Annotated in this window: 30 protein-coding genes; 27 read left to right on the top strand and 3 right to left on the bottom strand. The window is 69.1% G+C overall.

From position 1 onward, the window contains the following. Positions 1-148: 148 nt before the first annotated feature. From AC0IY1_RS10510 to AC0IY1_RS10395, 24 genes are all read left to right on the top strand, one after another. Positions 149-754: a site-specific integrase gene (locus tag AC0IY1_RS10510; protein ID WP_471769438.1), complete on the top strand. Its 606-nt coding sequence runs from the start codon at positions 149-151 to the stop codon at positions 752-754. Beyond that, entirely contained in the window at positions 751-891 is a 141-nt protein-coding gene (locus AC0IY1_RS10505) for a hypothetical protein (RefSeq protein WP_471769393.1), read from the top strand. The genes AC0IY1_RS10510 and AC0IY1_RS10505 overlap by 4 nt, the downstream gene beginning before the upstream one ends. Next, positions 888-1,094 carry a hypothetical protein gene (locus tag AC0IY1_RS10500; RefSeq protein WP_471769391.1) on the top strand — a complete coding sequence of 69 codons (207 nt, stop codon included), beginning with the start codon at positions 888-890 and terminating at the stop codon, positions 1,092-1,094. Before AC0IY1_RS10505 ends, AC0IY1_RS10500 begins: the two co-directional genes overlap by 4 nt. Next, positions 1,091-1,303, top strand: a complete 213-nt coding sequence (locus AC0IY1_RS10495) for a hypothetical protein (RefSeq protein WP_471769388.1) — start codon at positions 1,091-1,093, stop codon at positions 1,301-1,303. The genes AC0IY1_RS10500 and AC0IY1_RS10495 overlap by 4 nt, the downstream gene beginning before the upstream one ends. Next, positions 1,303-1,662, top strand: coding sequence for a hypothetical protein (locus tag AC0IY1_RS10490; RefSeq protein WP_471769387.1), 360 nt, complete (start codon positions 1,303-1,305; stop codon positions 1,660-1,662). The genes AC0IY1_RS10495 and AC0IY1_RS10490 overlap by 1 nt, the downstream gene beginning before the upstream one ends. A 2-nt stretch (positions 1,663-1,664) precedes the next feature. Continuing rightward, positions 1,665-1,931: a hypothetical protein gene (locus AC0IY1_RS10485; protein WP_471769386.1), complete on the top strand. Its 267-nt coding sequence runs from the start codon at positions 1,665-1,667 to the stop codon at positions 1,929-1,931. Then, the gene (locus AC0IY1_RS10480) at positions 1,931-2,563 is read left to right on the top strand and encodes a putative metallopeptidase (RefSeq protein WP_471769385.1); all 633 of its coding nucleotides are present in this window, start codon (positions 1,931-1,933) and stop codon (positions 2,561-2,563) included. The genes AC0IY1_RS10485 and AC0IY1_RS10480 overlap by 1 nt, the downstream gene beginning before the upstream one ends. A gap of 19 nt (positions 2,564-2,582) precedes the next feature. Further along, a complete protein-coding gene (locus AC0IY1_RS10475) occupies positions 2,583-3,014 on the top strand; it encodes a DUF2280 domain-containing protein (RefSeq protein WP_471769384.1) in 432 nt (143 codons plus the stop codon). Further along, positions 3,007-4,584: a hypothetical protein gene (locus AC0IY1_RS10470; protein WP_471769383.1), complete on the top strand. Its 1,578-nt coding sequence runs from the start codon at positions 3,007-3,009 to the stop codon at positions 4,582-4,584. The genes AC0IY1_RS10475 and AC0IY1_RS10470 overlap by 8 nt, the downstream gene beginning before the upstream one ends. Next, positions 4,584-6,884 (top strand): portal protein, encoded by a 2,301-nt coding sequence (locus AC0IY1_RS10465; protein WP_471769382.1) that lies wholly within the window; start codon positions 4,584-4,586, stop codon positions 6,882-6,884. Before AC0IY1_RS10470 ends, AC0IY1_RS10465 begins: the two co-directional genes overlap by 1 nt. Further along, on the top strand, positions 6,884-7,213 hold the full coding sequence (locus AC0IY1_RS10460; protein ID WP_471769381.1) for a hypothetical protein: 330 nt from the start codon (positions 6,884-6,886) through the stop codon (positions 7,211-7,213). Before AC0IY1_RS10465 ends, AC0IY1_RS10460 begins: the two co-directional genes overlap by 1 nt. Positions 7,214-7,215: 2 nt before the next feature. Further along, entirely contained in the window at positions 7,216-7,704 is a 489-nt protein-coding gene (locus tag AC0IY1_RS10455) for a hypothetical protein (RefSeq protein WP_471769380.1), read from the top strand. Between the two features lie 57 nt (positions 7,705-7,761). Next, positions 7,762-7,998: a hypothetical protein gene (locus AC0IY1_RS10450; protein WP_471769379.1), complete on the top strand. Its 237-nt coding sequence runs from the start codon at positions 7,762-7,764 to the stop codon at positions 7,996-7,998. Between the two features lie 5 nt (positions 7,999-8,003). Further along, on the top strand, positions 8,004-10,478 hold the full coding sequence (locus AC0IY1_RS10445; protein WP_471769378.1) for a sialate O-acetylesterase: 2,475 nt from the start codon (positions 8,004-8,006) through the stop codon (positions 10,476-10,478). Next, on the top strand, positions 10,478-11,236 hold the full coding sequence (locus AC0IY1_RS10440) for a hypothetical protein (protein WP_471769377.1): 759 nt from the start codon (positions 10,478-10,480) through the stop codon (positions 11,234-11,236). Before AC0IY1_RS10445 ends, AC0IY1_RS10440 begins: the two co-directional genes overlap by 1 nt. Positions 11,237-11,485: 249 nt before the next feature. Next, complete coding sequence (locus AC0IY1_RS10435; protein WP_471769375.1) at positions 11,486-12,337, top strand: hypothetical protein; 852 nt, start codon at positions 11,486-11,488, stop codon at positions 12,335-12,337. Between the two features lie 32 nt (positions 12,338-12,369). Further along, a complete protein-coding gene (locus tag AC0IY1_RS10430; RefSeq protein ID WP_471769374.1) occupies positions 12,370-13,605 on the top strand; it encodes a P22 phage major capsid protein family protein in 1,236 nt (411 codons plus the stop codon). An 89-nt stretch (positions 13,606-13,694) separates the two neighbouring features. Further along, on the top strand, positions 13,695-14,291 hold the full coding sequence (locus tag AC0IY1_RS10425) for a hypothetical protein (RefSeq protein WP_471769372.1): 597 nt from the start codon (positions 13,695-13,697) through the stop codon (positions 14,289-14,291). Position 14,292: 1 nt separating this feature from the next. Beyond that, a complete protein-coding gene (locus AC0IY1_RS10420) occupies positions 14,293-14,673 on the top strand; it encodes a hypothetical protein (RefSeq protein WP_471769370.1) in 381 nt (126 codons plus the stop codon). Further along, positions 14,673-16,094 (top strand): hypothetical protein, encoded by a 1,422-nt coding sequence (locus AC0IY1_RS10415; protein ID WP_471769369.1) that lies wholly within the window; start codon positions 14,673-14,675, stop codon positions 16,092-16,094. The genes AC0IY1_RS10420 and AC0IY1_RS10415 overlap by 1 nt, the downstream gene beginning before the upstream one ends. Beyond that, positions 16,091-16,246 (top strand): hypothetical protein, encoded by a 156-nt coding sequence (locus tag AC0IY1_RS10410; protein ID WP_471769367.1) that lies wholly within the window; start codon positions 16,091-16,093, stop codon positions 16,244-16,246. The genes AC0IY1_RS10415 and AC0IY1_RS10410 overlap by 4 nt, the downstream gene beginning before the upstream one ends. A 9-nt stretch (positions 16,247-16,255) precedes the next feature. Beyond that, entirely contained in the window at positions 16,256-17,002 is a 747-nt protein-coding gene (locus AC0IY1_RS10405; protein ID WP_471769366.1) for a hypothetical protein, read from the top strand. 4 nt (positions 17,003-17,006) lie between these two features. Beyond that, complete coding sequence (locus AC0IY1_RS10400; RefSeq protein ID WP_471769364.1) at positions 17,007-19,136, top strand: hypothetical protein; 2,130 nt, start codon at positions 17,007-17,009, stop codon at positions 19,134-19,136. Then, a complete protein-coding gene (locus tag AC0IY1_RS10395; RefSeq protein WP_471769362.1) occupies positions 19,136-22,435 on the top strand; it encodes a hypothetical protein in 3,300 nt (1,099 codons plus the stop codon). The genes AC0IY1_RS10400 and AC0IY1_RS10395 overlap by 1 nt, the downstream gene beginning before the upstream one ends. Here AC0IY1_RS10395 and AC0IY1_RS10390 read toward each other — a convergent pair. Both AC0IY1_RS10390 and AC0IY1_RS10385 read right to left on the bottom strand, forming a co-directional pair. Beyond that, entirely contained in the window at positions 22,418-22,654 is a 237-nt protein-coding gene (locus AC0IY1_RS10390) for a hypothetical protein (RefSeq protein WP_471769360.1), read from the bottom strand. The genes AC0IY1_RS10395 and AC0IY1_RS10390 overlap by 18 nt on opposite strands. Before the next feature lie 3 nt (positions 22,655-22,657). After that, a complete protein-coding gene (locus tag AC0IY1_RS10385; RefSeq protein WP_471769358.1) occupies positions 22,658-22,999 on the bottom strand; it encodes a Rap1a family protein in 342 nt (113 codons plus the stop codon). 180 nt (positions 23,000-23,179) lie between these two features. On the opposite strand from AC0IY1_RS10385, the gene AC0IY1_RS10380 reads away from it, so the two are divergent. Beyond that, positions 23,180-23,428, top strand: a complete 249-nt coding sequence (locus tag AC0IY1_RS10380; RefSeq protein ID WP_471769356.1) for a DUF6894 family protein — start codon at positions 23,180-23,182, stop codon at positions 23,426-23,428. Positions 23,429-23,566: 138 nt separating this feature from the next. Here AC0IY1_RS10380 and AC0IY1_RS10375 read toward each other — a convergent pair whose 3' ends face one another. Then, positions 23,567-23,788: a hypothetical protein gene (locus AC0IY1_RS10375; protein WP_471769354.1), complete on the bottom strand. Its 222-nt coding sequence runs from the start codon at positions 23,786-23,788 to the stop codon at positions 23,567-23,569. Between the two features lie 234 nt (positions 23,789-24,022). Here AC0IY1_RS10375 and AC0IY1_RS10370 point away from each other — a divergent pair, with 234 nt between their 5' ends. Together AC0IY1_RS10370 and AC0IY1_RS10365 are read left to right on the top strand one after the other, a co-directional pair. After that, positions 24,023-25,177: a hypothetical protein gene (locus AC0IY1_RS10370; RefSeq protein WP_471769352.1), complete on the top strand. Its 1,155-nt coding sequence runs from the start codon at positions 24,023-24,025 to the stop codon at positions 25,175-25,177. An 8-nt stretch (positions 25,178-25,185) separates the two neighbouring features. After that, a complete protein-coding gene (locus AC0IY1_RS10365; RefSeq protein WP_471769350.1) occupies positions 25,186-25,602 on the top strand; it encodes a hypothetical protein in 417 nt (138 codons plus the stop codon). Positions 25,603-25,673: the final 71 nt, after the last annotated feature.

The following is a 25,673-nucleotide window of genomic DNA, read 5'->3' as shown; positions in this document are numbered from 1 at the left end:
CTATGCAAGACGGCGCTTTACTCAGCAAGAAATGCTGGATGTCAGAGGCTAGGCTGTCCGGCGGCCCACAACGGCGATTGGCTCGTCATCGTCCAATTCCAGCGCGGCGGCGCCTCGGCTCAGTGCCTCGGGCGAGAATTTCGCGTAGATTGGGCGTCGGCCGGAGAAGAAGCAGGCCCTGACCGCCGACCTCCTGGCGAAGGTCATCAAGAAAATCCGGGGCGACGACCTCGCCAGCGTCCGCGACCGCGCGCTGATCCTGGTCTGCTTCGGTGCGGCGCTCCGCCGGTCCGAGCTCGTCGCGCTGGACGTGCCCGACCTGGAGCGGCATCGGCGCGGCCTCCTCGTCCGGATCGGCAAGAGCAAGACCGACCAGCAGGGCGTCGGTCGCTCTGTCGCCATCCTGGACGGCAAGCTGAAGATCCCCGCGGCTGTCGCGGCCTGGCTTGACGCCTCCGGCATCACGGACGGCGCGGTGTTCCGGGGCGCCGATCGCGGCCGCCTCTCCCCGGACCGGCTCACGGCCGGGCAGTTTGCCCGCGTTCTGAAATCCCGGTGCGCCGCCGCCGGCCTCGACCCCGACGCCTTCAGCGGCCACTCGCCCCGGCGCGGCTTCGCCACCACTGCCGGCGACGACGGGGCCGACCTGCGGCTGACCGCCAAGCACATGCGGCACGCCAAGCTGGAGACGACCCTCGGCTACATCGAGGACGGCGAGCTGTTCCGCGAGAACGCCGGCAAGGGCTTCCTGTGACCGCCCGCCCGGACTGGACGCCAGCGCAGGCCGCCCAGGCCCAGCGCGATCTCAAGCGCGACCCGGCCGCTGCCGCCTACTGGATCCTGATTAAGGCCCGCCGCGAGGCGGAGGCTCGGAAGGCGCGGACCGCATGAACGCCGTCACGCTCTCCCGGCGCCTCGCCGGCCTCGCCCTCACTGTCAGCCAGGGCCGGCCCACCGCCGCGCACTGGGTCGCTGCCATGGCCCTCGCCGCCCAGGCCGATCCGGTCCCAGGCCACACCCGCACAATCGAGTTCATCGCTGGCCGCGCCCGCGTCCGCCTCGACCCGCTACCCCGCTCAGGAAGCCGCCCGTGATCAAGCCTCGTCCGACTTCCACGCTGTGCCAGGTGCCCGGCTCCCCGCTGAAGGTCGGCAAGGCGATGGAGCCTCGGATGCGCTTGGTCTCGATCGGCGCTCGGCTCTCCGATGGCGCAGCAACCCTCGGCATGACCGGCCCAGATCCAGAGAAGCTCTCCGCCGAGGAAGCCCTGCGGTGCTTCGGCGTGAAGCAGGGCGGCCGCTGATGCTGTCCGGCCTCTTCCGCGAGCTGCTCGGGCCCGGCCCGGCTGATCACGGCCCGCCGCCGGTGGTCGACGTCTGGCGCATGGTATTCGGCACGATCGTCATCGCCTGCATCATCCTCTGGGTCCACCTGCTGCCACAGCCGGCCCACGCCGACGAGGCTGGGTTCCGCGCCGTGGTGCTGGTCTGTCCGGCTGGAGTGGAGGCCCTGGACTGCTCGCGCGACAACGCCCTCGACATGGCGATGCAGCCGGTCCCGCTGGTCACCGCCTGCGCCCAAGTCGGCGCGGTGCTGGCCACGCATCTGAGCCTCGCCCCGGGCGAGACGCACAAGATCGCCTGCGAGCGGCGGAAGAGCTGACCATGAATGCGTTCGACCGGTCGGTGCTCGAAGCCATGTTGCGCGAAGCCGCGACGCACCCGCGCGCCAATTCGGCCTTCGTCTACGGCTTCGATCCGGCCCGCCCCGGCAGCGATCGGTCGAGCACCTTCCACTACACTCAGGCGCCGCCCCCGCCACCGCGCAAGCCCTCGAAGTTCGACGGGCCCGACGTCATCGACCTCGTCCGCGGTGCCGATGGCGTCTGGCGCGTCCCGGCCGCGCTGGAGCCGCGGGTCCGCGCGCTCTGATGCTGATCCGTCCACGCCCGCCCGAGGACCTGATCGGCGCCGAGGGTGCCGTCACCGAGACCCCGGTGCGCCCCGCGCCCAACCTGCTCGACTGGATGCGCGCGACCTTCATTGATGAGGACGCGCTGCTGGCGAACGAGGACCACGCCCACCTGCGCGAGGCGCGGCTCGGCGTGCTCTGGTGCGCCGTCCCGAACGCCCGCCAGGGCAACGCGGTGGTCGGCATGTGCGAGACGACCGCCTTCATGGGCAACCGCTGGGCCAAGGCGCGCTTCGAGCAGCAGGTCACCGGGTGGTTCGGCACGATGCCGCACTTCCTGCTGACCTTCGACGCCGAGTACGCCGCCCAGTGCGACGACGCCACGTTCTGCAGCCTGATCGAGCACGAGCTCTACCACGCGGGCCAGGAGCGGGACCCCTACGGCGCCCCGAAGTTCCGGAAGGACGGATCGCCGGCCTTCACGATCCGCGGCCACGACGTCGAGGAGTTCGTCGGCGTGGTGGCGCGGTACGGCGCTGGCGCAGCGGCGGGTCAGACCGCAGCCCTGGTCGCCGCGGCCAACCGGGCCCCGATCATCAGCGAGGCGGAGATCGCCGGCGCGTGCGGGACCTGCGGCCGGACTTTGACGTGACTTTGATCGGATCTCGGCCGTGAGCGCGCTTTCAGACGAGGTGAAAACCTTCATCGTCCAGCAGCTTGCGTGCTTCGACCCGCCCTCCGTGGTGGTGAAGGCGGTCAAGGCGGAGTTCGGCGAGGCCGTCACACCGCAGCAGGTCGAGGCCTACAACCCGGAGCGCCGGGCGGGCCAGGGCCTCTCCGAGGTCTACCGCGAGCTGTTCCGGACGACGCGCGAGGCCTTCCTCGACGACACGGCGTCGATCGGCATCTCGCACCGGGTCGCGCGCCTCCGGACGCTCCAGCGCCTCGCGGACCGGGCCGAGGCTCAGGGCAACATCGCCCTCGCCGCGCAGCTGGTCGTCCAGGCCGCGAAGGAAGTCGGCGACGTGTTCACGAACCGGCAGCGGATTGATGCAAGCCACACCGTCCGCAGCCACGAAGACGCTCTCGGGGATCTTGAGTGAGCGCGAGCTCGCGATCCGGCAGAGGCTGAAATCCGACTTCGAGCACTACGCCCCGCGGTGCCTGCGCATCCGGACCAAGTCGGGCAAGATCGTCCCGTTCACGCTGAACAAGGCGCAGCGCTACATCCACGCCCGGCTGCAGGAGCAGCTGCTCAGCACCGGCAGCGTCCGAGCCCTGATCCTGAAGGGCCGGCAGCAGGGCGCCTCGACCTACATCGGCGGCCGGTTCTTCTGGCGCACCAGCCACAACCGCGGCGTCCGAACCTTCATCCTCACCCACCAGGAGGATTCCACCGCGGCGCTGTTCGAGATGGTGTCGCGGTACCACGAGCACTGTCCGCCCCTGGTGCGGCCCTCCGCCGGAGCGGCCAACGCCAAGGAGCTGCTCTTCGACCGCCTCGACAGCGGGTACAAGGTCGGCACGGCGGGCTCGAAGGCAGTCGGGCGCGGCAACACGCTCCAATTCTTCCACGGCTCCGAGGTCGGGTTCTGGCCGCACGCACACAGCCACGCGTCGGGCATCCTCCAGGCCATCGCGGACGAGCCCGGCACCGAGGTGATCCTCGAAAGCACGGCCAACGGGGTGGGCAACTACTTCCACCAGCAATGGCGGAAGGCGGAGCGGGGCGAGTCCGAGTTTCAGCCGATCTTCGTCCCGTGGTTCTGGGATGACGGCTACCGGAAGGTCGCACCCCCGGACTTCGCGCTCTCCGCCGATCCCGACGAGCAGGGCGAGTCCGAGATCGACTACGCCGAGGCTCACGGCCTCGACCACGATCAGATGTTCTGGCGCCGCCGCAAGATCGCGGACCTCGGCGAGTCCCTGTTCCGGCAGGAATATCCCGCCACGGCGGCCGAGGCTTTCCAGATGGCGAACACCAACGGGCTGATCAGCGCCAAACTGGTCATGGCCGCCCGCAAGCGCACCGTGGAGCCCTCGGGCCCGCTCGTGTTTGGTTACGACCCGGCCCACCAGGGCGGCGACCGCCACGCGCTGGCCAAGCGCCGCGGCCGCAAGGTGCTCTGGGCCGGCGGCAAGCCGGGCATGTCGATCCCGGAAAGCGCGAACTACGTCGCGGGCCACATCGACCGGGACAACCCGGTGAAGTGCTTCATCGACGTGACGGGCGGCTACGGCGCTGGCGTCTACGACATCCTGGTGGAGCGCGGCTACGGCTCGCCCGGCCGGGGCATCGTCGTCCCGGTCAACTTCGGCGGCTCTCCGATCCAGGAGGAGCGCTACTCGCCCACCACCGGCGAGAAGCTGCCCGGCCCGCTTAACCGGCGCGCCGAGATCTGGCTCAACTCGCTCGAATGGCTCGAAGACCCCGCCGGCGTCGACCTGCCGGACGAGGACGAGATCCAGGCCGACGCCTGCTCCACCGGCTACGGCCACAACTCGCGCGGCCAGGTGCAGCTCTGGTCGAAAGAGAAGATGCGCGGCATGGGCATCCCCTCGCCTGACCTCTGGGATGCCGTCGCGCTGACCTTCGCCGAGCCCGTGGTCGACGCCGCTCCGCTCGTGATCAAGACCGGCGCCCGGCGCGCCGGCGGTTGGATGGGTGCCTGATGGCCGCGAAGCAACCACGTCGCTCGAAGGCCGCCACCGAGGCGAATTCGGAGCCGAAGGCCGCGACAGCGAAGCTCTCGGTGCACGAGATCGCCATGCGCCGCTGGCATCGCGCCGACGACGCTGATCGCGAGAACCGCGAGAAAGCCTACTCCGACCTGGAGTTCGTCGAGGTCGAAGGCGCGCAGTGGACTGAGGAGGCGAAGCGCGCCCGTGAAGGCCGGCCCTGCCTGGAGTTTGATCGCCTCGGCACGTCCATCCTCCAAATCACCGGCGACATCCGGCAGATGCGGCCCGCGATCAAGGTCGTGCCGGTCGACAGCCGCGGCGACGTGAAGACGGCCGACACCATCGCCGGCATGACCCGGTACGTCGAGAACCGCTCCGACGCGCCCGCGGCCTACTTCGCGGCGGCGGATCAACAGGTCACCGCTGGCATCGGTCACTGGCAGGTCCTGACCGAGTACGGCTCCGACTCGACGTTTGAGCAGGAGATCCGCATCGCCCCGATCCCGGACGGCATCGGCGTGCGCTGGGACCCCGACGCGGTGCTCCCGACCCGGGAGGATGCCAAGTTCTGCTTCGTGCCGTTCGACATGAGCCGGGACATCTACGACGAGACCTATCCCGACCATCCGGCCGCTGACATCGGCGACGCGGACAACGCTGGCCGCAGCCTCACGGAATGGGTGACGGCCGACATCGTTCGGATCGCCAAGTACTGGGTGAAGACCCCGGTCAAGAAAACCCTCGCTCTGATGCCCGATGGCGAGATCCTAGACCTGACCGACAAGGCCGCCGAGGACTATGCCGAGAACCTCGCCCTGGCCGAGTCGGTCGGCGCCCGGATCGAGCAGCGCGACGGCCATAAGGTCGAAAGCTACCTGATCAGCGCGACCGACATCCTCGAAGGCCCGATCGAATGGAAGGGCCGGTTCATCCCGGTGGTGCCCGCGATCGGCATCGAGATGACCATCGGCAAGAAGCGCACCCGCCGTGGCGTCGTGCGCAAGGCCAAGGACGCGCAGCGCGCCTACAACTATGCTCGCTCGACCCAGACCGAGGTCGTGGCGCTCCAGCCCAAGGCCGGGTTCGTCGGGACCGCAGCGCAGTTCAAGGGCTACGAGCACATCTGGGAGACGGCCAACACCGAGGCTCACCCCTTCCTGCCGTTCAACCCGGACCCGAAGTTTCCCACCCCGCCGCAGCGTCAGACCCCGCCCGTCGCCTCGTCCGGCCTCGCCGAGCTGACCCGCGAGTCCGCTGAGGACATCAAGGCGGTGACCGGCATCTACGACGCCTCGCTCGGCGCCCGCTCAAATGAGACCTCTGGCAAGGCGATCCGCGCCCGGCAGCAGGAGGGCGACGTCGGGTCCTTCGTCTACATCGTGAATTTCAGCCGCTCGATCCGCCACACCGGCGCGATCGTCTGCGACCTGATCCCCCACATCTACGACACGGCGCGCACGCTCCGGATCGTGGGCGAGGACGGCAAGGTCGACCTCGTCGACATCAACAAGCCGCAGGGTGTGGCGCTGGATGGCCAAGCCCAGGTGATCGAGAACGACGTCACGGTCGGCGCCTACGACGTCGCCATGGAGATGGGTGCCTCGTACACGACCCGGCGCGAGGCCGCGCTCGACGGCATGATCTCCCTCGTCCAGGCCGCGCCCGACGTGGCGCCCCTGGTGCTCGACCTCCTGGCCAAGGCCCAGGATTGGCCGATGGCGGACAAGATCGCCAAGCGCATCAAGACGATGCTGCCGGCCAAGATCCAAGCCGAGGAGGCGCTGGAGAGTGGCGAGCCTCCGCCGCCGCCCGTGCCGCCCTCGCCCGAGGAGCAGGCTGCGATGCAGGCCCAGCAGCGGCAGGAGCAGCTCGAAGCGGCCAAGCATCAGCTCGAAGGTGCGAAGCTCGAGGTAGAGCACCAGAAGCTTCAGGCCGAGATGGCGAAGATCCAGGGCGAGGTCCAGAAAGCCGTGCTCGAGCACGAGGCCCGCATCGCCGAGGCCAACCGCCCAGCCGAGGGCGCGGCCGGTGCTCCGGTCGAGGATCCGCGTGTCGACGCCATCGCAGCCGCGCTCCAGCACCTGTCCGACCTCGTCTCGATGCTGATGGAAGAGATGACCCCTCCGGCCGAGGCGCAGGTGCCCGATCCCGCTGCGCAGGGCGGCCCGCCTGGGCTGCCGGACCCCATACCGGGCCAGATGCCCACTGAACCAACCGAGGCGCCCCAGGGCGCCTTTTCTTTTGACCCGAGCGCGATGGGCGAACCCGCGGCTCCGATGATGGGTGCGTGATGTCCGACCTTCAGCCTTTCCGTCCCAACCCGGCGGCGACCCTGCGTCTGTCCGCCATAACCGCCCCCGGCGCCGCGGTCCGCCTCGCCGGCGCCCCCTCTGGCGGCGGCTGTCAGGTCCGCGTCCGCAACCGCGGCACGGTCGAGGTCTTCGTCGAGTTCGGCAGGGCCAGCGTCGTCGCTACCATCCCGGGCGCGTCCGGCGGCTCGGCCGGCATCGCCCCGGGGGCGGTCGAGTACTGGACCGTCCAGCAGTCCGAGCACTTCGTCGCCCTGGCGGTGGAGTCCGGCACGCCGTCGGTCGAGATCACCACCGGGGTCGGGGGCTGATCATGCCTGGGTATGGCACCGGCCAGAGCCAGCAGCTGGTCGAGGCGATGGTGACCGCCATGATGCCGGCGCCGGCCACCGTGACGCCGCCCGCGACCGCGCTCGACAGCGGCAAGGGAACCTCGGCCCGGTTCGCGCGAGAGGATCACACCCATGCCGCCCGCGTGCAGCGGACCGTGCTGACCACTGCGACCGATGGAACGCTGACCTGGACCTTCGCGCGGCCGATCGTGTGTGCGGCCGGGAAGGTCCCGCCGATCACGTACATGGTCGAGGACCCGGGCACGCCCGTCGTCGTGCAGATCACTGGCCGGACCTTCACCAGCGACGGTACGAACGACACCCACACCGCAGTGAGCATCAAGGCGCAGCGCTCGCGCACCCTGCCGGCGACGATCCTGTCCCTGGCAACCCTGATCAACTTCGACCTGTTCGGGGCCGCCGCCGGCGCCACCAAGGTCAACCTCTTCGCGGCCGACCCGACGCAGTAGCGCGTCCGCTCGCCACCCCTCGCCCACCTCGCATCCCTACCGAATGGAGCCACCACCATGGCCGCCAAATACACGACCGCGCGCGTCATCACCCCGAACAAGGGCGGCGTCACCTCCGGCAACGGCGTCGGTATTGCCTGCTCGGCGGCCGGCATCGTCATGCTCGTGATGACGGATGGCTCGCTCTACCCGATCCAGGCGTCCGTTGGGCACGCCCAGATCGACGATGTGCAGGTGACCGACGTCAACGTGGCGGGCACCACCGCCACGGCCGTCGTCACGGTTCTGGCGTAACCGCCATGGGTCAGCGCTTCCCCTTCACCGTCTTCGGCGGCGGGCGCTCCGGCGCTGGCTCCGCAACCACCGACACCAGCGGTCGGCCGAGCGCCAGCGGTCTCAAGCCCGGAACCTCCGCGTCGCTCTTCAACGTCACGGCCGGCGGTGGCGCCATCGAGACCGTGACGGTAGATGCGCAGGGCAAGGCGAGCTTCACCACTGTGAAGCAGCCGGGCCAGTCCTACGTGATCGACGCGCCCGTGCGCCTGGACGCCGGCCCGGGCCAGGTCGTCGCGCCGGCCGCGCCCACCATGACGCTGACCGCCGGCAACGGGCAGGTCTCGATCGCCTGGACCGACGGCGCCAATGGTGGATCCGCCATCACGAGCCACGGTCTCTACCGCGGCACGGTTTCGGGCAACCTGCAACTCGTCGGCTTCATCACCACCGGCTCGCCCTACGTCGACGCCGGCCTGACCAACGGCACCCCGTACATCTACCAGCTCAGCGCCAAGAACGGCGCGGGTGAGAGTGTGCGCACCGCCGAGGCGACCGTGACGCCGGCCGCGGCAAGCACCGCCGTCAACCTTCTGATCGTTGCGGGTCAGTCGAACAGCCAGTCGCTCGGCACCGCCACCACGGCGAACGGCGGCCCGCTGGCCTCGCAGGTCCTGCCGGCCGGGTGGACCGGTCCGTCGGCCAACCTCCTGATCTATGACGCCGCCTCGAACACGCTGGCTCAGTATCAGCCCTACGTGAACAGCGAGCAGGGCGCGAACCCGGGCAACACCTGGGGGCCCGAGGCCGCCTACGCGCTGCGCTACCTCGCCGACAACCCCGGCGTCCCGCTGGTCATCGTCAAGCACAGCATCGGCTCGACCGGCTTGGCGGCCGACGCGAGCCAGCAGGATTGGTCGCCCTCGACCAACGAGCTTTACCTGACCCTCAAGAACAAGGTTCAGGCGGCCAAGACGCTCATCGCCGCGGCCGGCAAGACTATCGCCAGCAATATCATGCTGTGGTGCCAGGGCGAGCAGGATGCCCGAGACGCGACCAAGGCTGGGAACTACGGGACCAACCTCAGCAACTTCAAGCAGACCGCGCAGACCGACTTCGGGTTCAGCCGCTTCCTGCTGATGCGTCTGCACATCGAGCAGACCAACAGCGGCTTCACGGCCGGATGGGGTACGGTCTACGCCGCGCAGGGCACCTTCGCGACGTCGGCCCAGGACGTCGAGTTCGTCTCGACCGACGGATTGGCGACGATCGGCGACAGCCTGCACCTGACCACGGGTGCCGTCGATACGATGGGCGCCCGGTTCTACGACGTGAGCACCCGCTGGTGGGCGAAGGCTCCGTTCACGGGCCTCGCCGCCATCGCCGACATCACGAACGACCGCTGCGCGATCCCCTTCGTGGCCGGCGACCTGTCCACGATGAAGTCGTGCCGCCTGTCGGACGTGCTGGCGGTCACCACCACCGCGACCACGGCGCGGACCTACATCGACGCGTTCGGCTTCCTTCGTAACGATCTCGCCGCCAACACGATGCGGATCAACTACGTGGGCAGCCGCCGCGAGTTGCGCATGGACGGGCAGCAGCAGAACGCGGCCCTCTACAGCCACGACCTGACGCAGTCGGCGACCTGGGTTTCGAGCGGCATCACTGCGGCCCTCGACCAGACCGGGATGGAATTCACCAGCCCGACGAACGCGGCCTTGTCGATCACGGCCACGACCGCCAACGCCACCATCCTGCAGTCGATCACGGCGGCTTCGGCTCTGCGGTTCTTTTCGGCCCACCTGAAGCGGATCACCGGCACGGGCGCCGTGCAGATGACCCAGGACGGCGGCGCGACTTGGACCACCGTCGCGGTCACAGGGACCTGGGCGCGGTTCTCGGTCTCGGGCCAGACCCTGGCCAATCCGCAGGTCGGCTTCCGGCTCGCGGTCTCTGGCGACGCCGTCGCGGTGCAGTTCTGCCAGTCCGAGGTCAACCTCGTTACCCCGGCGATCAAGACGACCAACTCGGCGGTGACACGCGCGTCCGAGAACTTCGGCTTGTCGTCGGCCGCCCTTGCCCTGCTCCAGGGCTCGGCCGGAACGCTGATCGTCCGCGCGACGGGGCCGACCCAGTCCGCCGCGACCTTCGCCTCGGGTGACACGGCGAACGAAACGCTGATGTCACGCAGCGCGGGCGGTCAGCTGCAGACCACGGCCGGCGGTGTCACGCTGAGCGCCACGGCGGGCAGCGGCGGGCTCGGCGGCGCGTTCGGCGGAGCCTCGGGCTACTCGCCGGCAGGGCGGCGCCTCTGCCTCAACGGCGGGGCCGTGGCCTCCGATACGCAGGCGGTCACAGCGCACACCGCGGTGCAGCTGATGCGGGCTCAGAGCGGGTCCACCGCCTCGTACCCGAACTGCGGCATCGACTTCTTCGCGGTGGGGCCGTCGCTGCTCAACGACAACCAGTACCAGGCGCTGGCTGCGGCGAACTACTGATGGCCTGCCTCCTCGACGGGCAGGTCTTCCGCCTGCCCTCCGCTCCGCAACTCGGACGGCTGATCGCCTACAACTGCGGCCTCGGGCACTGCCTCGAGGTCGACGAGGTCGGGCGTCAGACCTTCCGGCTGCAGGCTGGTGACACGAACTCCGTCGTCGCCCACGACCCGGGCCAGGCGAAGGTGCGGACCATGGCTGCGCCCTACGAGCTGAACCCCGGCGCCGTCGGCGTGATGCCGGCCCTGGTGCCCTCGTTCTTCGAGGCCCGGTTCCTCATCAAGGGCACCCCCGCGCGGATGGGCTACGCCGACCCGCGCATCGACTTCTGGTTCGTTCTCTCGCAGATCCAGCGCATACCCGACGCTGGCGACAAGCCCACGTCCCCGCCGGTCGCCCTGCAGATCGTGAACCGCAACGGCATGGAGTATTTCCAGGCCGTCGTGAGCCACGCTGCAGCACCAGGCGGCGTGAAGGTCGGGCCGGCGAACGTCATCGTGCCGCGCAACAACGGCTTCAAGGTCCGCAAGGACTATGTCGACGCCAAGGGGGGGCCGAACGGCCGCCTCCGCATCGTGGTCACGGAAGACGGCAAGGCACCCCGGACCGTCTGCGACTATGCCGGCGTCACCGGCTTCGACGACGTGCGCGACGTCTATGCGGGATGGGGCATCTACGCGAAGGACCGATGGACCGCCCGGCAGCTCCCCCTGGTCGTCCAGGTCGAGGCGATCGCGTGGGGCGCCACGCCCGCCCCTTGACCCGACGGCAGTTCCTCGGGCGAACGCGCTTGACCTCACAGGCATTCTGCGCGCAATAGCTACCTGTCGCGAGACGCGTGGGCCGCATCGGCCCTGCTCGCGCCAGCCCCCATTTCCGACGTGCCGGCCGACCCGCTCGGGCCCGCCGCACGTCCGCTCCCCTTCACGCAGGCCAGTGCATGAAGCGCAGGCCGCGATGATGCCCGCACCCGCCCCTCACCAGGGCGGGTTTTTTCATGGACGAACCACATGGACGAGGACCTGATCGTGCTGGGCGCGCAGGCGGAAACGCCAGCGGCAAGTGGCGAGACCTCGGAAGCGACCGAAGCCCCCGAAGGCCAGCAGGCCGAAGGCGCCGAGGCCGCACAGCCAGGGACAGAGCAGGCCAATCCGGCCGCTGACACTCCGAAGCCCGAGGGCGAGGAGGAAAGCGAGGCGGAGAAGCAGAAGAAGCGTAGCGGCTACCAGCGGGCGAAGGACAAGATCGCACGTCTCGAGGCCGAGCTTGCCGCAACCCGCAGCGCGCCGACGGGTGCCAGCGGTGATCGGAAGGCCGACATCGAGAAAGAGATCGGAGCCCCCCCGAAGGAAGCCGACTTCGAGGACTATGCCGCGTTCGAGGATGCCAAGGCGGACTATCGCCTTTCCAAGGCCCTCGCCGAGCAGCGCCTGAACGAGCGGGACGCCCACGCGTCGCGCGCCCAGTCGCAGGCCCGTGAAGCGGCGATCGAAGCCTTCCACGACCGCATGGACGATGCCCGGGAGAAGATCTCGGACTTCGACACGGTGGTGAAGGGTGCTGCTGAGCGTGAGATCAAGGCTCACGTCCAGGAGCTCGTCGTCGACAGCGAGAAGGGTGGGCTGCTCACCTACTACCTCGCCAAGAACCCCGCTGAGCTGACCAAGCTCAACGGGATGAGCCCGCTCCAGGCCGCGAAGGCCGTGGGCGCGCTCGAAGCTCGCCTGACCCTGGCGAAACCCAACAAGGCCACCGCCGCCCCTGCCCCCGCGAAGCCCGTCACGGGTTCCGCCGCGCCCGGTCCCGACCCGTCGAAGATGTCCTTCGCCGAGTACGAGAAGTGGCGCGCGGGCAAGCGCTGATCCCCCAGACCGACTGAAGGACACCTCGACCCATGGCCAATACGCCCCTGCTCGTCCCCTCCATCATCGCCAAAGAGGCGCTGATGCAGCTGAAGAACGCCCTCGTCTTCGGCAAGCTGGCCCATCGCCAGTACAAGAAAGAGTTCGCCAAGGTCGGCGACACCGTGACCATCCGCAAGCCGGTCAAGTTCGTGACCACGGACGGTGCCACCCGCGTCAACCAGGACGTCGAGGAAGGCAGCACCTCGATCAAGATCGACCAGCGCAAGCACGTCTCCTGGGGCTTCAATACCCAGGACCTCACGCTCTCGATCGACGACTACTCCGAGCGCTACATCAAGCCGGCGATGATCACTCTGGCCCAGACCGTCGACACCTATGGTGCCGCGCTCTACCGCAAGGTCTGGAACGTGGTCGGCACGCCCGGCACCACCCCGGCGAACTACGCCGCGGCCGGTGCCGTCGCCCAGCGCATGACCGAAATGGCCGTGCCGAAGCAGGATCGCCGCGCGGTGATGACCTCGGAGGCCTTCCACAAGATCGCCGGCACCCTGACCACGCTCAACATGCCCCAGCAGGCCGCGGACGCCTGGGCCACCGGTGAGATCGGCAACCTCGCCGGCCTCAACACCCACGAGTCGGTGAACCTGCGCAGCCATACCGTCGGCACCAAGGCGGGTACCCCGCTCGTGAACGGCGCTGGCCAGGTGTCCCTTTACCGGGACGTGATGAAGACGGGTGTGCAGACCCTCTCCACCAAGGGCTGGACCGCCTCCTCGGTTGGCGTGCTCCGCGAGGGCGACGTCTTCACCATCGGCGGCGTATTCGCGGTCAACCCGGTCCCGGGCGAGGGCGGCAGCGGTAAGACCGTGCTGCCCTACCTCCAGCAGTTCGTGGTTCGCTCGAACGTCAATTCCGACGCCTCGGGCAACGGCACCCTGACGATCTCGCCCGCGATCATCGTCTCCGGCCCGTACCAGACTGTCTCGGCGCCCCCGGCCGACAGCGCCCCGATCACCATCGTGGGCGCAGCCAACCAGGTGTTCCCGCAGAACCTCTGCTTCCACAAGAACGCCCTGGCGATGGTCACCGTCCCGCTGGAGATGCCCGATAGCGTGGTGTGGAAGGCCCGCGAAGATGCCGATGGCCTCTCGGTCCGCATCCTGAAGGCCTACGACGAGACCAACGACGTTGAGATCGTCCGCGCCGACATCCTGTTCGGCTGGGAGGCGATCTACCCGGACCTGGCCGTCCGCCTCGCCGGCTGACGCCATCCCACCACCGCTAAGACGAAAGGGCGCCCTCGTGGCGCCCTTCGTCGTTCTGGGGCCCGGCCCCGCAGCAGACGAGGCCCACGATGAACGAGACCACCCCGACCTGGGGCTATAAGCCCGACGGGTCCGCCGAGATCTTCGACCTTGCCCCCGGCGAGGGCCTGCCCGACGGCTGGCACGCCTCCCCCGACTGCATCGCCGATCCGACCCTGGCGACCGCTGAGGCGCTGACCGCCCGCGTGGATGGCCGCCCCTCCCCGGCCATGCTCGACCTCCTGGACGAGTCCACCGCCCAACCAACCGCCGTCCTGGATGCCGACCTCACCAACGCGCTCGCCGAGATCGCCCGCCTCTCAACCATCATCGAGACCGGCACGGCCGAGAACGAGAAGCTGGTCGACGAGATCGAGGCCGTAGAGGCGGCCCGCGACGCAGCCCTCGCCGAGGTTGAGACGGCCCGTGCCGCGCACGCCGACACCCTGACCGCGCTCGATGGCGCCACCACCGCCCTGACCGACCTGCAGGCGCAGCTCACCCAGGCCCAGGCCGATGGCGGCTTCGCGGTGTCCGAGCGTGACGCCGCCAACGCCGATCTGGAGACACTCCGGACCGAACTCGCCCAGGCCCGCGTCGACCTCGACGCTGCCACGGCGCCGAAGGCCTCCAAGGCGGCCAAGTAGCATGCGCACCCGCGAGGACCTGATCAAACGCGTCCTGAAGGACGTCGGGGTGCTCGCGGCCGGGCAGCAGCCCTCCGATGAGGACCGGGCCGAGATCGACGACCTGATCGAGCCGGTGTGCGCCAAGCTGCTGGCGGACGAGGTCGCGAAGGTGAACGGCGACGAGATCGACGACGCGGTGTACCTGCCGCTCGCCGCGATCATCGCCGAAGCCGCCATGGTGCCGTTCGGCATCGGCGGCACCCGAGCGCAGGAGCTGATGGCGAACGCCGAGCGCGCGCGCACGTCCCTGCAGCTGGCCTACAAGGTCTATGACGCCCGGCCGCCGATGCGGGTCGAGCCGTTCTGGGGCGGCTGCGGCTCACGACGCGGGCGCTGCTGATGCCCGCGATCGCTTGGCCGCTCTCGTCGCGCCCTGGGCTCTCCGATGCGGAGGGCTCGGGCCGGCTGATCAATGCCTTTGTCGAGAAGCTCGGCGACGGTGCCCGTGCGCCCGTGTCCCGCCGCCGTGCACCGGGCCTGGGCCGCTTCGTCGACACGGGCCTGCGCGGGCCGCGCGGCATGCGCGAGATCGGCGCGAATGTGCTCGCCGGCTATCGCGACCAGGTCGCCCGGATCTCCGAGGACGGCACGGTGCGGGTGCTCGGGCCGCTCCCAGGATCGCAGCGCATCACGATCGGGCGCAACAACCGCGCGCCGGCGCCGGACATCGTCGCGACCACGGAATATGGCGCCTACACGCTGCGTCTCGACGGCCAGCCCCAGCCCCTCATCATCCCGGACGCCCTGCCCCAGCCCAACTCGGTCTGCGAGCTGTTCGGCTTCCTGTTCTTCACGGCGGGCGACGGGACCTGCTTCGCGTCGGGGCTGAACGCGACCACCTTCAACACCCTGGACAAGACCACGGAGCAGGCACGGCCCGGCGGGCTGCTGCGCGGCATCGCCTTCCGCGACGAGCTGTTCCTCTTCGGCCCGTCCGGGATCGGCGTCTACGGCGGCCAGGCGCAGGCCAACGGCTTCCCGCTCGCCCGGGTCACCGGCATCCCGCGCGGCCTTATCGGGCCGTGGGCCGTCGCCGGCCACGAGGAGGGATGGTCGAACGAGATGCTGTGGGTGGGCGACGATTCGGTCGTCTACAAGCTGACGGGCTACGCCCCGGCCCGCGTCTCGAACCATGACGTCGAGCGGGACCTCGCCGCGGCGGCGAAGGTCGACCGGACCGCGATCGAGGCCTCGGTCCACCTGATCGGCGGCCACGCGTTCTGGGTCGTCTCGATGCCGAACCGGACCTGGGTCTACGATCTGACCACCGAGCAATGGTTCGAGCGCGCCAGCGCCGGCCTGGATCGGTGGCGCGGCACCCAGAGCACCAACGCCTTCGGGCGCTGGCTGATCGGCGACAGTGCCGGCACCGGCCTCCTCGAGGTTCGCGAGGACGTGTTCGACGAGGACGGCGCCCCGCTGCGCTTCCGCGTCGAAAGCCTGCCGGGCCAGGGCTTCCCCCAACGACTCCAGATCCCGCGGGCCGATTTCGATTTCACGCTCGGGGTGGGTCGGCTCTCGGCCGATCCGACCATCCGCGATCCCGTCGTTCTGATCTCGTGGTCGGATGATGGTGGGCTGACCTGGTCGAACCCGCTGCGCCGGGCGCTCGGCCGTCAGGGCGAGTCCCGCACCCGCATCAACGTGCTTCGCACCGGCCTGACCGGCGTGCAGGGCCGCATCTGGCGCATCGACGTGTCCGATCCGGTCTACTGCGCCCTACTGGGCGGCGCGATGGCAGTCGAGGCCCGCACCGAATGAGCTCCAATCTCCCGACGACCCCCTCCCCGCAGGCACCCGCCGTGGTCGCCTCGACCGGCGTGCTGAACCGCGAGTGGTTCACCTTCCTGCAGGCCCTCCTAGCCGCGCTCGTCGCGCAGGATGCCCGCATCTCTGCTCTCGAACAGAAGTAGGAGTTCCCGATGGGCCTATTCGGCGCGTTCAGCGCGAAGCCGACCAAGGATGCCGTCGCGACCGCTGCGAAGGCCATCCAGACCGGCCAAATCCAGGGCAAGGATCAGCTCGACCAGGGCTATGACCAGGCGGCGGACCTGTACGGGCAGGCCGGCGGCCTCTTCGGCAACCTCGCGTCCGGCTACGGGGCCGGCTCGAAGCTCTATGCCGACGCGCTGGGCGTGAACGGCAAGGACGCCAGTGACGCGGCCCGCTCGGCCTACACCGCGACGCCGGGCTACACCTTTAACCTGGATCAAGGTCTCCAGGGCCTGCAGCGCGCACGCGCGGTCAACGGTACGCTCGCCTCAGGCAACGCCGACACCGACGCGATGAAGTTCGCAAGCGGCCTCGCCTCGCAGGATTTCAACTCCTGGCTCCAGAACCTCTCGGGCTACGACGGCAAGACGCTCGCCGCGACTACGGGGCAGGCCGGCACGCTCGGGGCGCTCGGAAACCTCGGGTACCAGACCGGCGCGGCCAAGGCGGGCATCGACGTGAACGCCGGCAACGCCGTCGCGCAGGGCGCCTACAAGGTCGGCGAGGCGGAGCAGAAAGCCAACGAGGCCAAGCTCGGCGCCGTGCTGGGCATCGGCAACCTGTTCGGCTCCGCGCTGGGCGGCCTCGCTGGCAACGGCAGCGCACTCGGCAACATCGGCAAGAACCTGTCGTCGCTCGGCAGCGGCGTGAAGTCTGCCTTCTCGATCTTCGGGTGACCTGATGAGCGGCGGCACCAGCATCTACAGCATGATCACCGGCATCGGGGACTCCTTCGGGAAGTCCTACGAGTCGGCGCGCAAGCAAGCCCAGGAGGATGAGGCCCCGGACCTGTTCGGGAAGCTGATCGGCATGACTGCGGCACCGTCTGCCGCCGGGGCGCCAGGCACCACGCTTGGAACCCTCGGACAGGGCTCAGCGCCAGCCGGCAACGCCGTGCCCGCCTTCGCGGGTGGGCAGGCCTCCATGCGCTCGCCCGGCAACGGTGGCGAGACCGAGAAGCGGTTCATCGGCGCGCTGAAGGATGGCGGCCTGACCAACCCCTACGGCCTCGCGGCGGTGGCGGCCTATGCCGCCCACGAGAGTGGCTACAAGGGCAACAACATCAACGGCTCGTGGTCGGACCCGAGCGAAAGCGGCGCGCCCGGCACGTCGGGCGGCATCCTGTCGTGGCGCGGCGATCGGTTCGCCAATATGCGCCGGCTGACGGCCGGTGCGCAGGATCCGGTCGTCGCGCAGGCCAAGTTCACCCTTACCGAGAACCCGGACCTCACCCTCGCGCTGCAGAACGCCAAGTCGCCGGAGGAGGCCAACCGCCTGATGGCGGACGCCTGGAAGTTCGCGGGCTACAATCGGCCCGGCGGCGAGGCACAGGCGCGGCTCAACTCGACCCGGGCCTACCTCGCGAAGCTCGGGGGCGACGCGCCGGCTGCGGCGGCGCCGAACGCTCCTGGTGTGCCGAGCATGGTGGCGGCGGCTCCGCCCGCCTTCACGGCTCAGCGCCCGGTCCAGGTCGCAGAGAACGAGGCCCAGACCCAGGCGCTGGAGCAGCGCATGGGCATGATGCCGGCCGGTGCGACCGCCGCCACGGCTGAGGCCGACATGCCGGCGCCGGACGCGCGCCCGGCCGGCTTCTTCGTCCCGGGTCAGGGCGCCACGGCGCCGGCCGCTCCCGTGGCCGCTCCGGCTGCGCCCGCCGCGCCCCAGGGCTTCGCCGGGTTCGGCACCACCGCCTCGCGCATGTCTCCCGAGCAGCAGGCAATCCTCACTCAGGCATGGAAGAACCCCGTCACCCGACCGATGGCGACGGCGCTCTACCAGCAGATCCTCACGGGTAAGGACAGCCCCTGGAAGATCGAAAGCATCAACGGTCAGTCGGCCTGGGTGAACAATCGGACCCAGCAGATCGTGCCCGTCACAGGCATGGGGCCGCGCTTCACCGACGAGACCGATCCAGACGGAAGCCAGTTCAAGCGGAACGCCACGACCGGCGAACGCAGCCTCGTCATGAAGGCCGAGAAAGATCCCGGTGCGCAGATCACAGCGCAGGTGCGCGCCCGCGAGGCGGAGATTCTGGGCCGGGGCCTGGACCCGAACGAGGAGGGCAACCGCCGATATATCCTCAACGGCACCCTGCCGGAGACGAAGGTCGACAAGGATGGCGGGGCGGCGATCACGGCTCAGATCGAAGCCCGCCGGCAGGCCGCTCCTGGCTTGAACCTGAAGGAAGGCACGCCCGCTTGGCAGTCCTACGTCGGCACGGGCAAGATCGGCCGCGACCAGGACCTGTCTGCCACGGACAAGAAAGCCATCCAGGAGGCGGACGAGGGCGTGCTCTCGGCCCAGACCGCGATCGAGGCGCTGGGCCAAGCCAAGACGCTCTCGCGGCAGGCCTACGAGGGTCCGACCGCTGGGGCGCGTAGTGCGGTCACCAGCATCTTCGGGAACGAGGCTGGTGTCGCCACCGAGGACCTGCACAACGTCGTCACGACGAACGCGCTTGGCCAGCTCAAGGCGATCTTCGGCGGCAACCCGACCGAGGGTGAGCGGAAGATCCTGCTGGATATCCAAGGCTCCGTGAATCAGCCGGACGTGGTGCGCCAGAAGATCTTCGACCGGGGCATCGCGCTCGCGCAGAAGCGGCTCGACTTCAACCAGCGCCGCGCCGAGGACCTGCGCGGCGGGACCTACTACAAGCAGGACGGCGCGCCCGGCGGTCCGAAGCCGACTGAGCTCCGGAACTCCCTGCCCGTCCGCGTGACGCCTCAGATGAAGCCGGAAGATGTGATGAAGCGCTACCCGTCGGGGACGCGCCTGATCCTGCCCGATGGGTCCGAAGGAGTGGTGCCCTAATGAGCGATGATGCCTGGGCCGCGTTCCGGAAGCCCGCCGCTCCTGCCGTTAATGCCGCCCCGCCGGCAGCGGACGACTGGGCTGCGTTCCGTCCCAAGGTGGTAGCTGCCCCGGTTGTCGAGCAGGCAGCACCGGCTCGGCCAGCGACGGGCGATCTCCCCGCCGATGGCACACCCGGCGACGGTTCGGCCGCGGTCGGCCGCGGTATCATCGAAGGTGTGCCCGTCATCGGTCCGTATCTGCTCGGCGGTGTAAACCGCGCAATGGCTGCGGCCCGCACGCTCCAGAACGGCACCACCTTCCCTGAGGAGCTGAAGCGGGTCGAGAAGTTCGGCGAGGCCACGGCCAAGGAGAACCCGAAGGCCGCCGGCCTGGGCGAATTCGTCGGCGGCGTCGCCGGCACCCTGCCGTTGGTGGCGGCGGCTCCGGCTGCGTTCGGCGCGGGCGCGGGTTCGCTGCCTGTCCGAATGGGCGCCTCGCTGCTCTCTGGCGCCGCTCTCGGTGGTGCGGATAGCGCGGTCCGATCCGATGGTGATGGCAAGCAGACGTTCGTTGGTGCTGGCCTCGGTGGCGCGCTTGGTGCTGCTGGCCCTGCCGTCGGCGCACTCGTCGGCAAGGGCGTCGGCGCGCTGACCAGTAAGGGACGCAGTCAAGCCCTTGTGACCGAGGCGCTGGACGGCATCTCGGACAAGGATCTCGCTTCGGCTCAGTACCTGATCGAGCAGGCCAAGAACCTGCCCGGCGGCGGGGTGAACCTGACCCTGGACGAGGCGCTGAACGCCGTCACGGGCGGCCAGGCCACGCGCGCTTCGCAGCTCGCCCGGGTGATCGGCAACTCCGGCGGCGAAGGTGGCCGCATCATGGGCGAGTTCTATGCAGGACGCCCCGCTGCGGTCGACAACGTCGGACGCGCTGGCTTCGATGGGATCGGTCCCCAGAACCAAGCGCCGACCGCGCTCGGAGGTACGGTTCAGGCCGTCGCGCAGGCCGGCGTTGCCGCGACCCCCGAAGGTCAGGCCGTGATCCGAGCGCAGCAGGCCGCCGGCCCGCGGGTTACCCAGGATCAGGCCGGGCAGGTGATCCAGCGCGAGATGCGCGGCGTCGCTGATGCGCGCGAGGCCGCCCGCAAGGTGCAGGCCGATGGCGATTATGCTGCCGCGCGAGCCGCGCCCGAAAACGTTGGCGTCGAGAGCACCGTGACGGTGGAGCGCCCGGGCGAGCCGATCGTGACCCAGCCCGCCTACTCGCGCCCTCAATTCGAGGCCGATGCGCCGCGCCCGGTCGAGCCGTTCGAGCGCCCCGGCGCTGTGGCGGCCGAGCCCGGCCCGGAAAGCCTCGCCCGCTTCATCGCGCGGAACGGCGGACTACGCCTGGATAGCGACGCCGCCGCGACTGATCTGCACCGCTTTACCGTGCCCGGCGTGGGCAAGGTCGCCCGGCCCGATGGCAAGAGCCTCGACAACTTCTGGCGCGAGCGCCTGATCGAGGAGGGCTATTTCCGTCCAGATGCCGATGGAGGCATGGCGCGGGACATCTCGTCCGAGCTGCTGCGCAAGCTCCAGAACGAACAGCGCGGGGTGCCATCCTACCCGCTCGACGCTCAGGGCAAGCCGCGCGCGCGCTCCGAAGCGAGCCGTGGCCGAGACGAGTACGACGCCGCGCTCTCCACGGCGGAGTCGCGCCTCGACGAGGACCTGACCCGCGCCGGGATCGACCCGGCCGGGGTTCACCCCGACATCCGGAGCCGCGTCGTCGGCGCCGTGATGCGCGGTGAGATCCCCGACCCGCTCGACGCCTACGAGCATGTCGTCAGCCGGATGAAGGGGCCGCTCGAACCCTACGTGAAGTCGACCGTGGTGACGGAGGAAATCCCGAGCGTTCGCTTCGGGCAGGTGAATCCGCAGTCCGCGCTCAACGCGATCGACGGGCGGCTGCGCACCGCCAAGGGCGATGTGCGCTCCGCCCTCGTCCAGGCCCGCAAGGACATGCATGGGCCCGACGGAAAGATCGATCTCACCGTCGAAGGCCTGCTGAAGGCCCGCGAGCGCCTGGACTTCGACATCAAGGCCGCGCGGGACATCGGCGACCGCACCAAGGTGCGCGACCTGCAGATTGCCCGCTCGACCTTGGATGGTGAGCTGAAGGCCGTTCCTGAGGTCGCCCGAGCCGACACGAACTTCGCGGCCAACTCGCGCCCGCTGGAGCCGTTCGAGGGGAACACCCCGCTCAGCCGTGTCGTGCAGCGGGACGCGGACACTGGCCGCATGGCGACGCCCGCCGAACAGGTACCGAGCAACCTCCAGGGCGCCACCGCCGCGCGCGAGTTCCTGGCGAACGCGACACCCGAGGCGCGCCGAGCCTTCCAGGCCCGCGAGGTCACCCGAATCCTCGACGAGGTCTCCGCCGGCGAGGGCGGCGCCTCCGCCGCCTCGATCCGCGCCGCGATGCGCCGGAACGAGGACCTGCTCGTGCAGCTGCCGGAGGCCCGTCAGCGGCTTCGCGCCCTGGCCCTGGCCCATGAGGGGCGCGAGGTCGTGGAACGCTCCCCGCTCGGGCGGATCGCGAAACGACCCGACGTGAAGGCTGCGGTCGACGCCCTCTTCCCGATGAACCCGGATGTCGGCTCGCACGCCGAAGTGTCGTCCGCTGTTCAGGCGCTGTCCCGCAGCAATCCGGGCGCGGCCCGCGACCTCGTCCGCTTCTACCTGGAGCGCGTATTCAACGAGGCGACCCAGGACACCAAGGGCATTGCTCGCCAGTACGGCGGCGCCGGGTTCGCCTCAGCCGTTCGAGGCAACGGCCAGCAGCGTCAGAACCTCGAAGCGGCGGTGCGCGCCCTGCCCAGCGGGGACGCAGTCTGGGGCGGTCTCGACCGCATGCTGACCACCCTGGAGGCGACCGGCTGGAAACCCGCCAAGGGTTCGGACACCTACTTCAACAGCGTGATCGGCCAGCGGCTGAAAGAGGGCACTGGCCCAATCGGCAAAGCGATCACCGAAGTGGCGTCAAGTGCTGCGGCCGGCGCCGGGGTCGGCGGCGTGAAGGGTGCGGCCGGTGGCGCGGTGCTCGGTGCGAAGCGGGCGGGCAAGGATCTCCTCCAGGAGCGCCGCATGCTGAAGGACGGCGAGGCGATCGCCCGCATCCTGACCGATCCGAAGGCGATCCCGTACCTGCGCTCTCTCTCGCACGCCAAGGAGGGCAGCCGCAGCGCCGAGCTTCTCACGACGAAGCTGTTGCTGCTCACGAACCGGGGCGTGTCCTCCGCCGTCCAGGCGCCCGCGTCAGTCTCGGCTCGATAGGCGACTTCTCGTCCAGCCGGCACTGATACGCGGCCAGAAAGCGGCTACAGCAGCGATCGTCAGCACTGCGGCCAACGCGAGCCAAGCCACGAGGCCCCCCGCTCCATCGTAGAAGGTGCCAAGCCACGGACCAGCCCACGTTTTCAGGCCCCACCAGACGAGGCCCATGGCGGCGGCGTAGAGGATCAGGGTAAGGGCGACGACGAACCAGCGGGGCATGCTCTACCTCGCCCCTCCCTGCTGGGCTGGGCAGATGTTGAAGAGGTACTGAACATACACGGCAGAGACGTTTTGGCTCATCATTTCCGGGTGCGTCTGCACCCAAGCAGCGAACGCGGTCGCGAGATCTGCATCCGTCTTGAGGCCTGAGAGGCAGCCCCGAATCCGCGCTCTGGGCGGAGAGTCGTCTGACGTGAGGGCGATCCCCAGAAAGCCATCGTGCACGCCGAGCAAATAAGTCCGCTGCTGATTGAAATCCCTCCGCCAGTACTCGGCAAGCGACATTGCCTGTGCTGGCGACGCGATCGCGATCAAGGAGGCGAACAGGATGATGCTCGGACGCATGCCCCTACTATGGCCGAGCCGTCCTAACGCTCCGGAAACTTTCCGGACCTAAGCCTGCGATCGCCATGTTAATGCGAACGGCACTTCAGTCGCATAGAAGCGGTGTATCGCGGCTCTGCCCTTGGCCTTCCGCGCCTGTGAGACCTCGTGTGCTCCCGCCTGCTGCGCGAGGAGAGACCGATGGCGCTGTATTATTTCGACATCCACGATGGGACGTTTCGGTTGGATGAGCAGGGCACGGACTGTGCCGACTTCGATGCTGTTCGCCGCGAAGCGAAGCGCGTCCTGCCGGAGATTGCCAGGGAGATCCTGCCGGAGGATGGGGACCACCACACTCTGACGGTTCGCGTGCGCAACGACCGTCATGAGACGGTCTACACCGCTACGCTCATTTTCAACGGATTCAGTTCGCCCCCTGAGTTCGGCTAGGCACCCCAAACTTCAGTCAGCCCTGACGTCAATCGACCAGCTGCACGACAGGCGCCGGCGACCGAAGGATGATCAGCGCACTGCCGGCAGCAGCTAAGCCCAGTGCTGCCGACAGGACCAACAAGAGCCGGCGCGTCATCAGCGAACATCCTGGCGGCCATCGCCGGTGCGTACGAAGAGCCGATAGACGACGAACGCACTAACGACAGCGAATGCGAACAGCGTCACCATCCTGGTGGCAATGGTCTCGAACGTGCGCTCGTCGGGCGTTAGGGCCCAGACGTGTATCGTTCGGCCGACCACGGCCATGATCACGGCGTAAATCAACAGGGCGGGTACGAGGCGGAACCAGCGAGGCATCCACCCTCATACCATGGCCGGCGGAACAGCCAAGCTTCGCTGCCGTAGTGGACTGCAGCCTGCGAAAGTTTCGCACCCTTCCAGGTCACGAGATAACCGTTGCGGCGGCGGGCCTTGACCTCACAGGCAATCCGCCCGAAACAACCACCGTCCCGAGACGCGCGCGAGCGATCCGCCGCGCTGCCCAAGGCCCCGCCTCCGCGCGGGGCTTTTGCTTTTCCGGAGCACCCCTGCATGACGATTTCCTGGCCGCTCTCGCGGCAGCAGGTGCTCGACGATTCCGGTCGCCCGCTCCTCGTGCCCAGCGTGAACTTCTACGCCGCCGGCACGACAGCTCCGCTGACGGTCTACAAGGACGCGGCGCTCTCCAAGCCCTGGACCCAGCCCGTGAAGGCGGACGGATTCGGTCGCTTCCCACGCGTTTTCCTGGCCGCCGGCCAGTACCGCGAGGAGGTGCTTGGACCCTACGGTGACCTGCTCTGGAACGATGACGGTCTGGGCGAGGCGGTTGCCGCAGATAACGGCTCCGATGCGCCGATCGACCCGACTGCCATCGCGACCACCGGCGACATCAAGTGGCGCCTCGACGCTTCGATCCAGGCCGGCTGGGTGCGGATGAACGCGCGCACGATCGGCGGTTCCGGCTCCGGCGCGAGCGAGCTCGCGAACGCCAGCGCCAGGGCCCTGTTCCTGTTCCTCTGGAACACCTTTCCGGACTCGGTCGCGTCCGTGGTCGGCGGGCGCGGTGTTTCGGCCACGGAAGACTTCTCGGCCGGCCGACAGATCATGATCCCGACCATGCAGGGACTCGTCGCGGCCGGGCTCGACGACATGGGCTCGACCCCAGCCAACCGTCTTCAAGTCTCGGCGCAGATCACCCTCGCATCGAACTCGGCCATCGCAACGGTCGACAACGGCGGACGCATCGGGCTGGACATGGCGATCGTGGCCGACGGACTTCCGGTCGGAACCCGGGTGATCGGGAAGACCGGCAACACGATCACGATGTCTTCACCGGCGGGAGCTGGCACGAGTGGCACGGTGCCTGCGCGGTTCTCCTACTTCCTCGACGCCCAAACGCCCGGCGGGTCCGGCGGTGACTGCATCGCGTTGCTCAGCCTGAAGAACCTGCCCGAGGATCTGCCCGATGGGTCGGTCGAGGTGAGCTACCCGGAGCAGCAGGGTGTCATCTACGCCCAGTTGCAGGTCGTGCAGCAGGGGGCCGGTGCAGCGGTGCCGAACGTCTGGACCGCGACCACGAACTACAAGACGTCACCGAATCCGGTTGGCGCCAAGACGTTCGGCGTGCCGATCTCGAACCCGGATGGTGGCGTGCCGCATCGGACGATGCAGCCGACCCGCCTCGGCACCTTCTACATCAAGCTTTAGGTGCGCCGATGCCCTCGTACCTGAACACGCTCGGCTCGGTCTCGCGCCGGGGCCAGTGGCGATTCCGTGAGATCCTGCGCGCCGTACGCGCGGACGGACGGGTCGACGTGTCCGACAACGGGCTGATCGACTTCTCGACCGTCTCCGACATCGTCCTGACCGTGACGCGCCGGCCTCCGGTGCAGCATCAGGCCTGGTGCGGGCCCGCCTTTGGCTGGGAAGATGGCTACAGCGCCCCGGCACCGGTGCTGAGCGCGTCGCTGTCGGCCGGTACTCTGACCGTCGCGAACCCGGGGATCGTCGAGGCGCTGTTCCCAGCCGGCTCTCTGCTCGGCTTCGCGCCCGGCCTCTACGACGTCCGGATCAGCATCACGATCGGGCCGGAGACGGCCGAGATCTTCGACGAGCCGATCGCTTTCGCCTGATCCCCGCCTCCCCTGCCTGACCGCCCTTCACCCGCCCTCACCCGGCGGGTTTTTCTTTGCCCGGAGCCCTG

The sequence above is a fragment of the Methylobacterium sp. AC690 genome (genome assembly GCF_979256535.1).
This window is presented reverse-complemented; position numbering and strand designations above follow the sequence as displayed.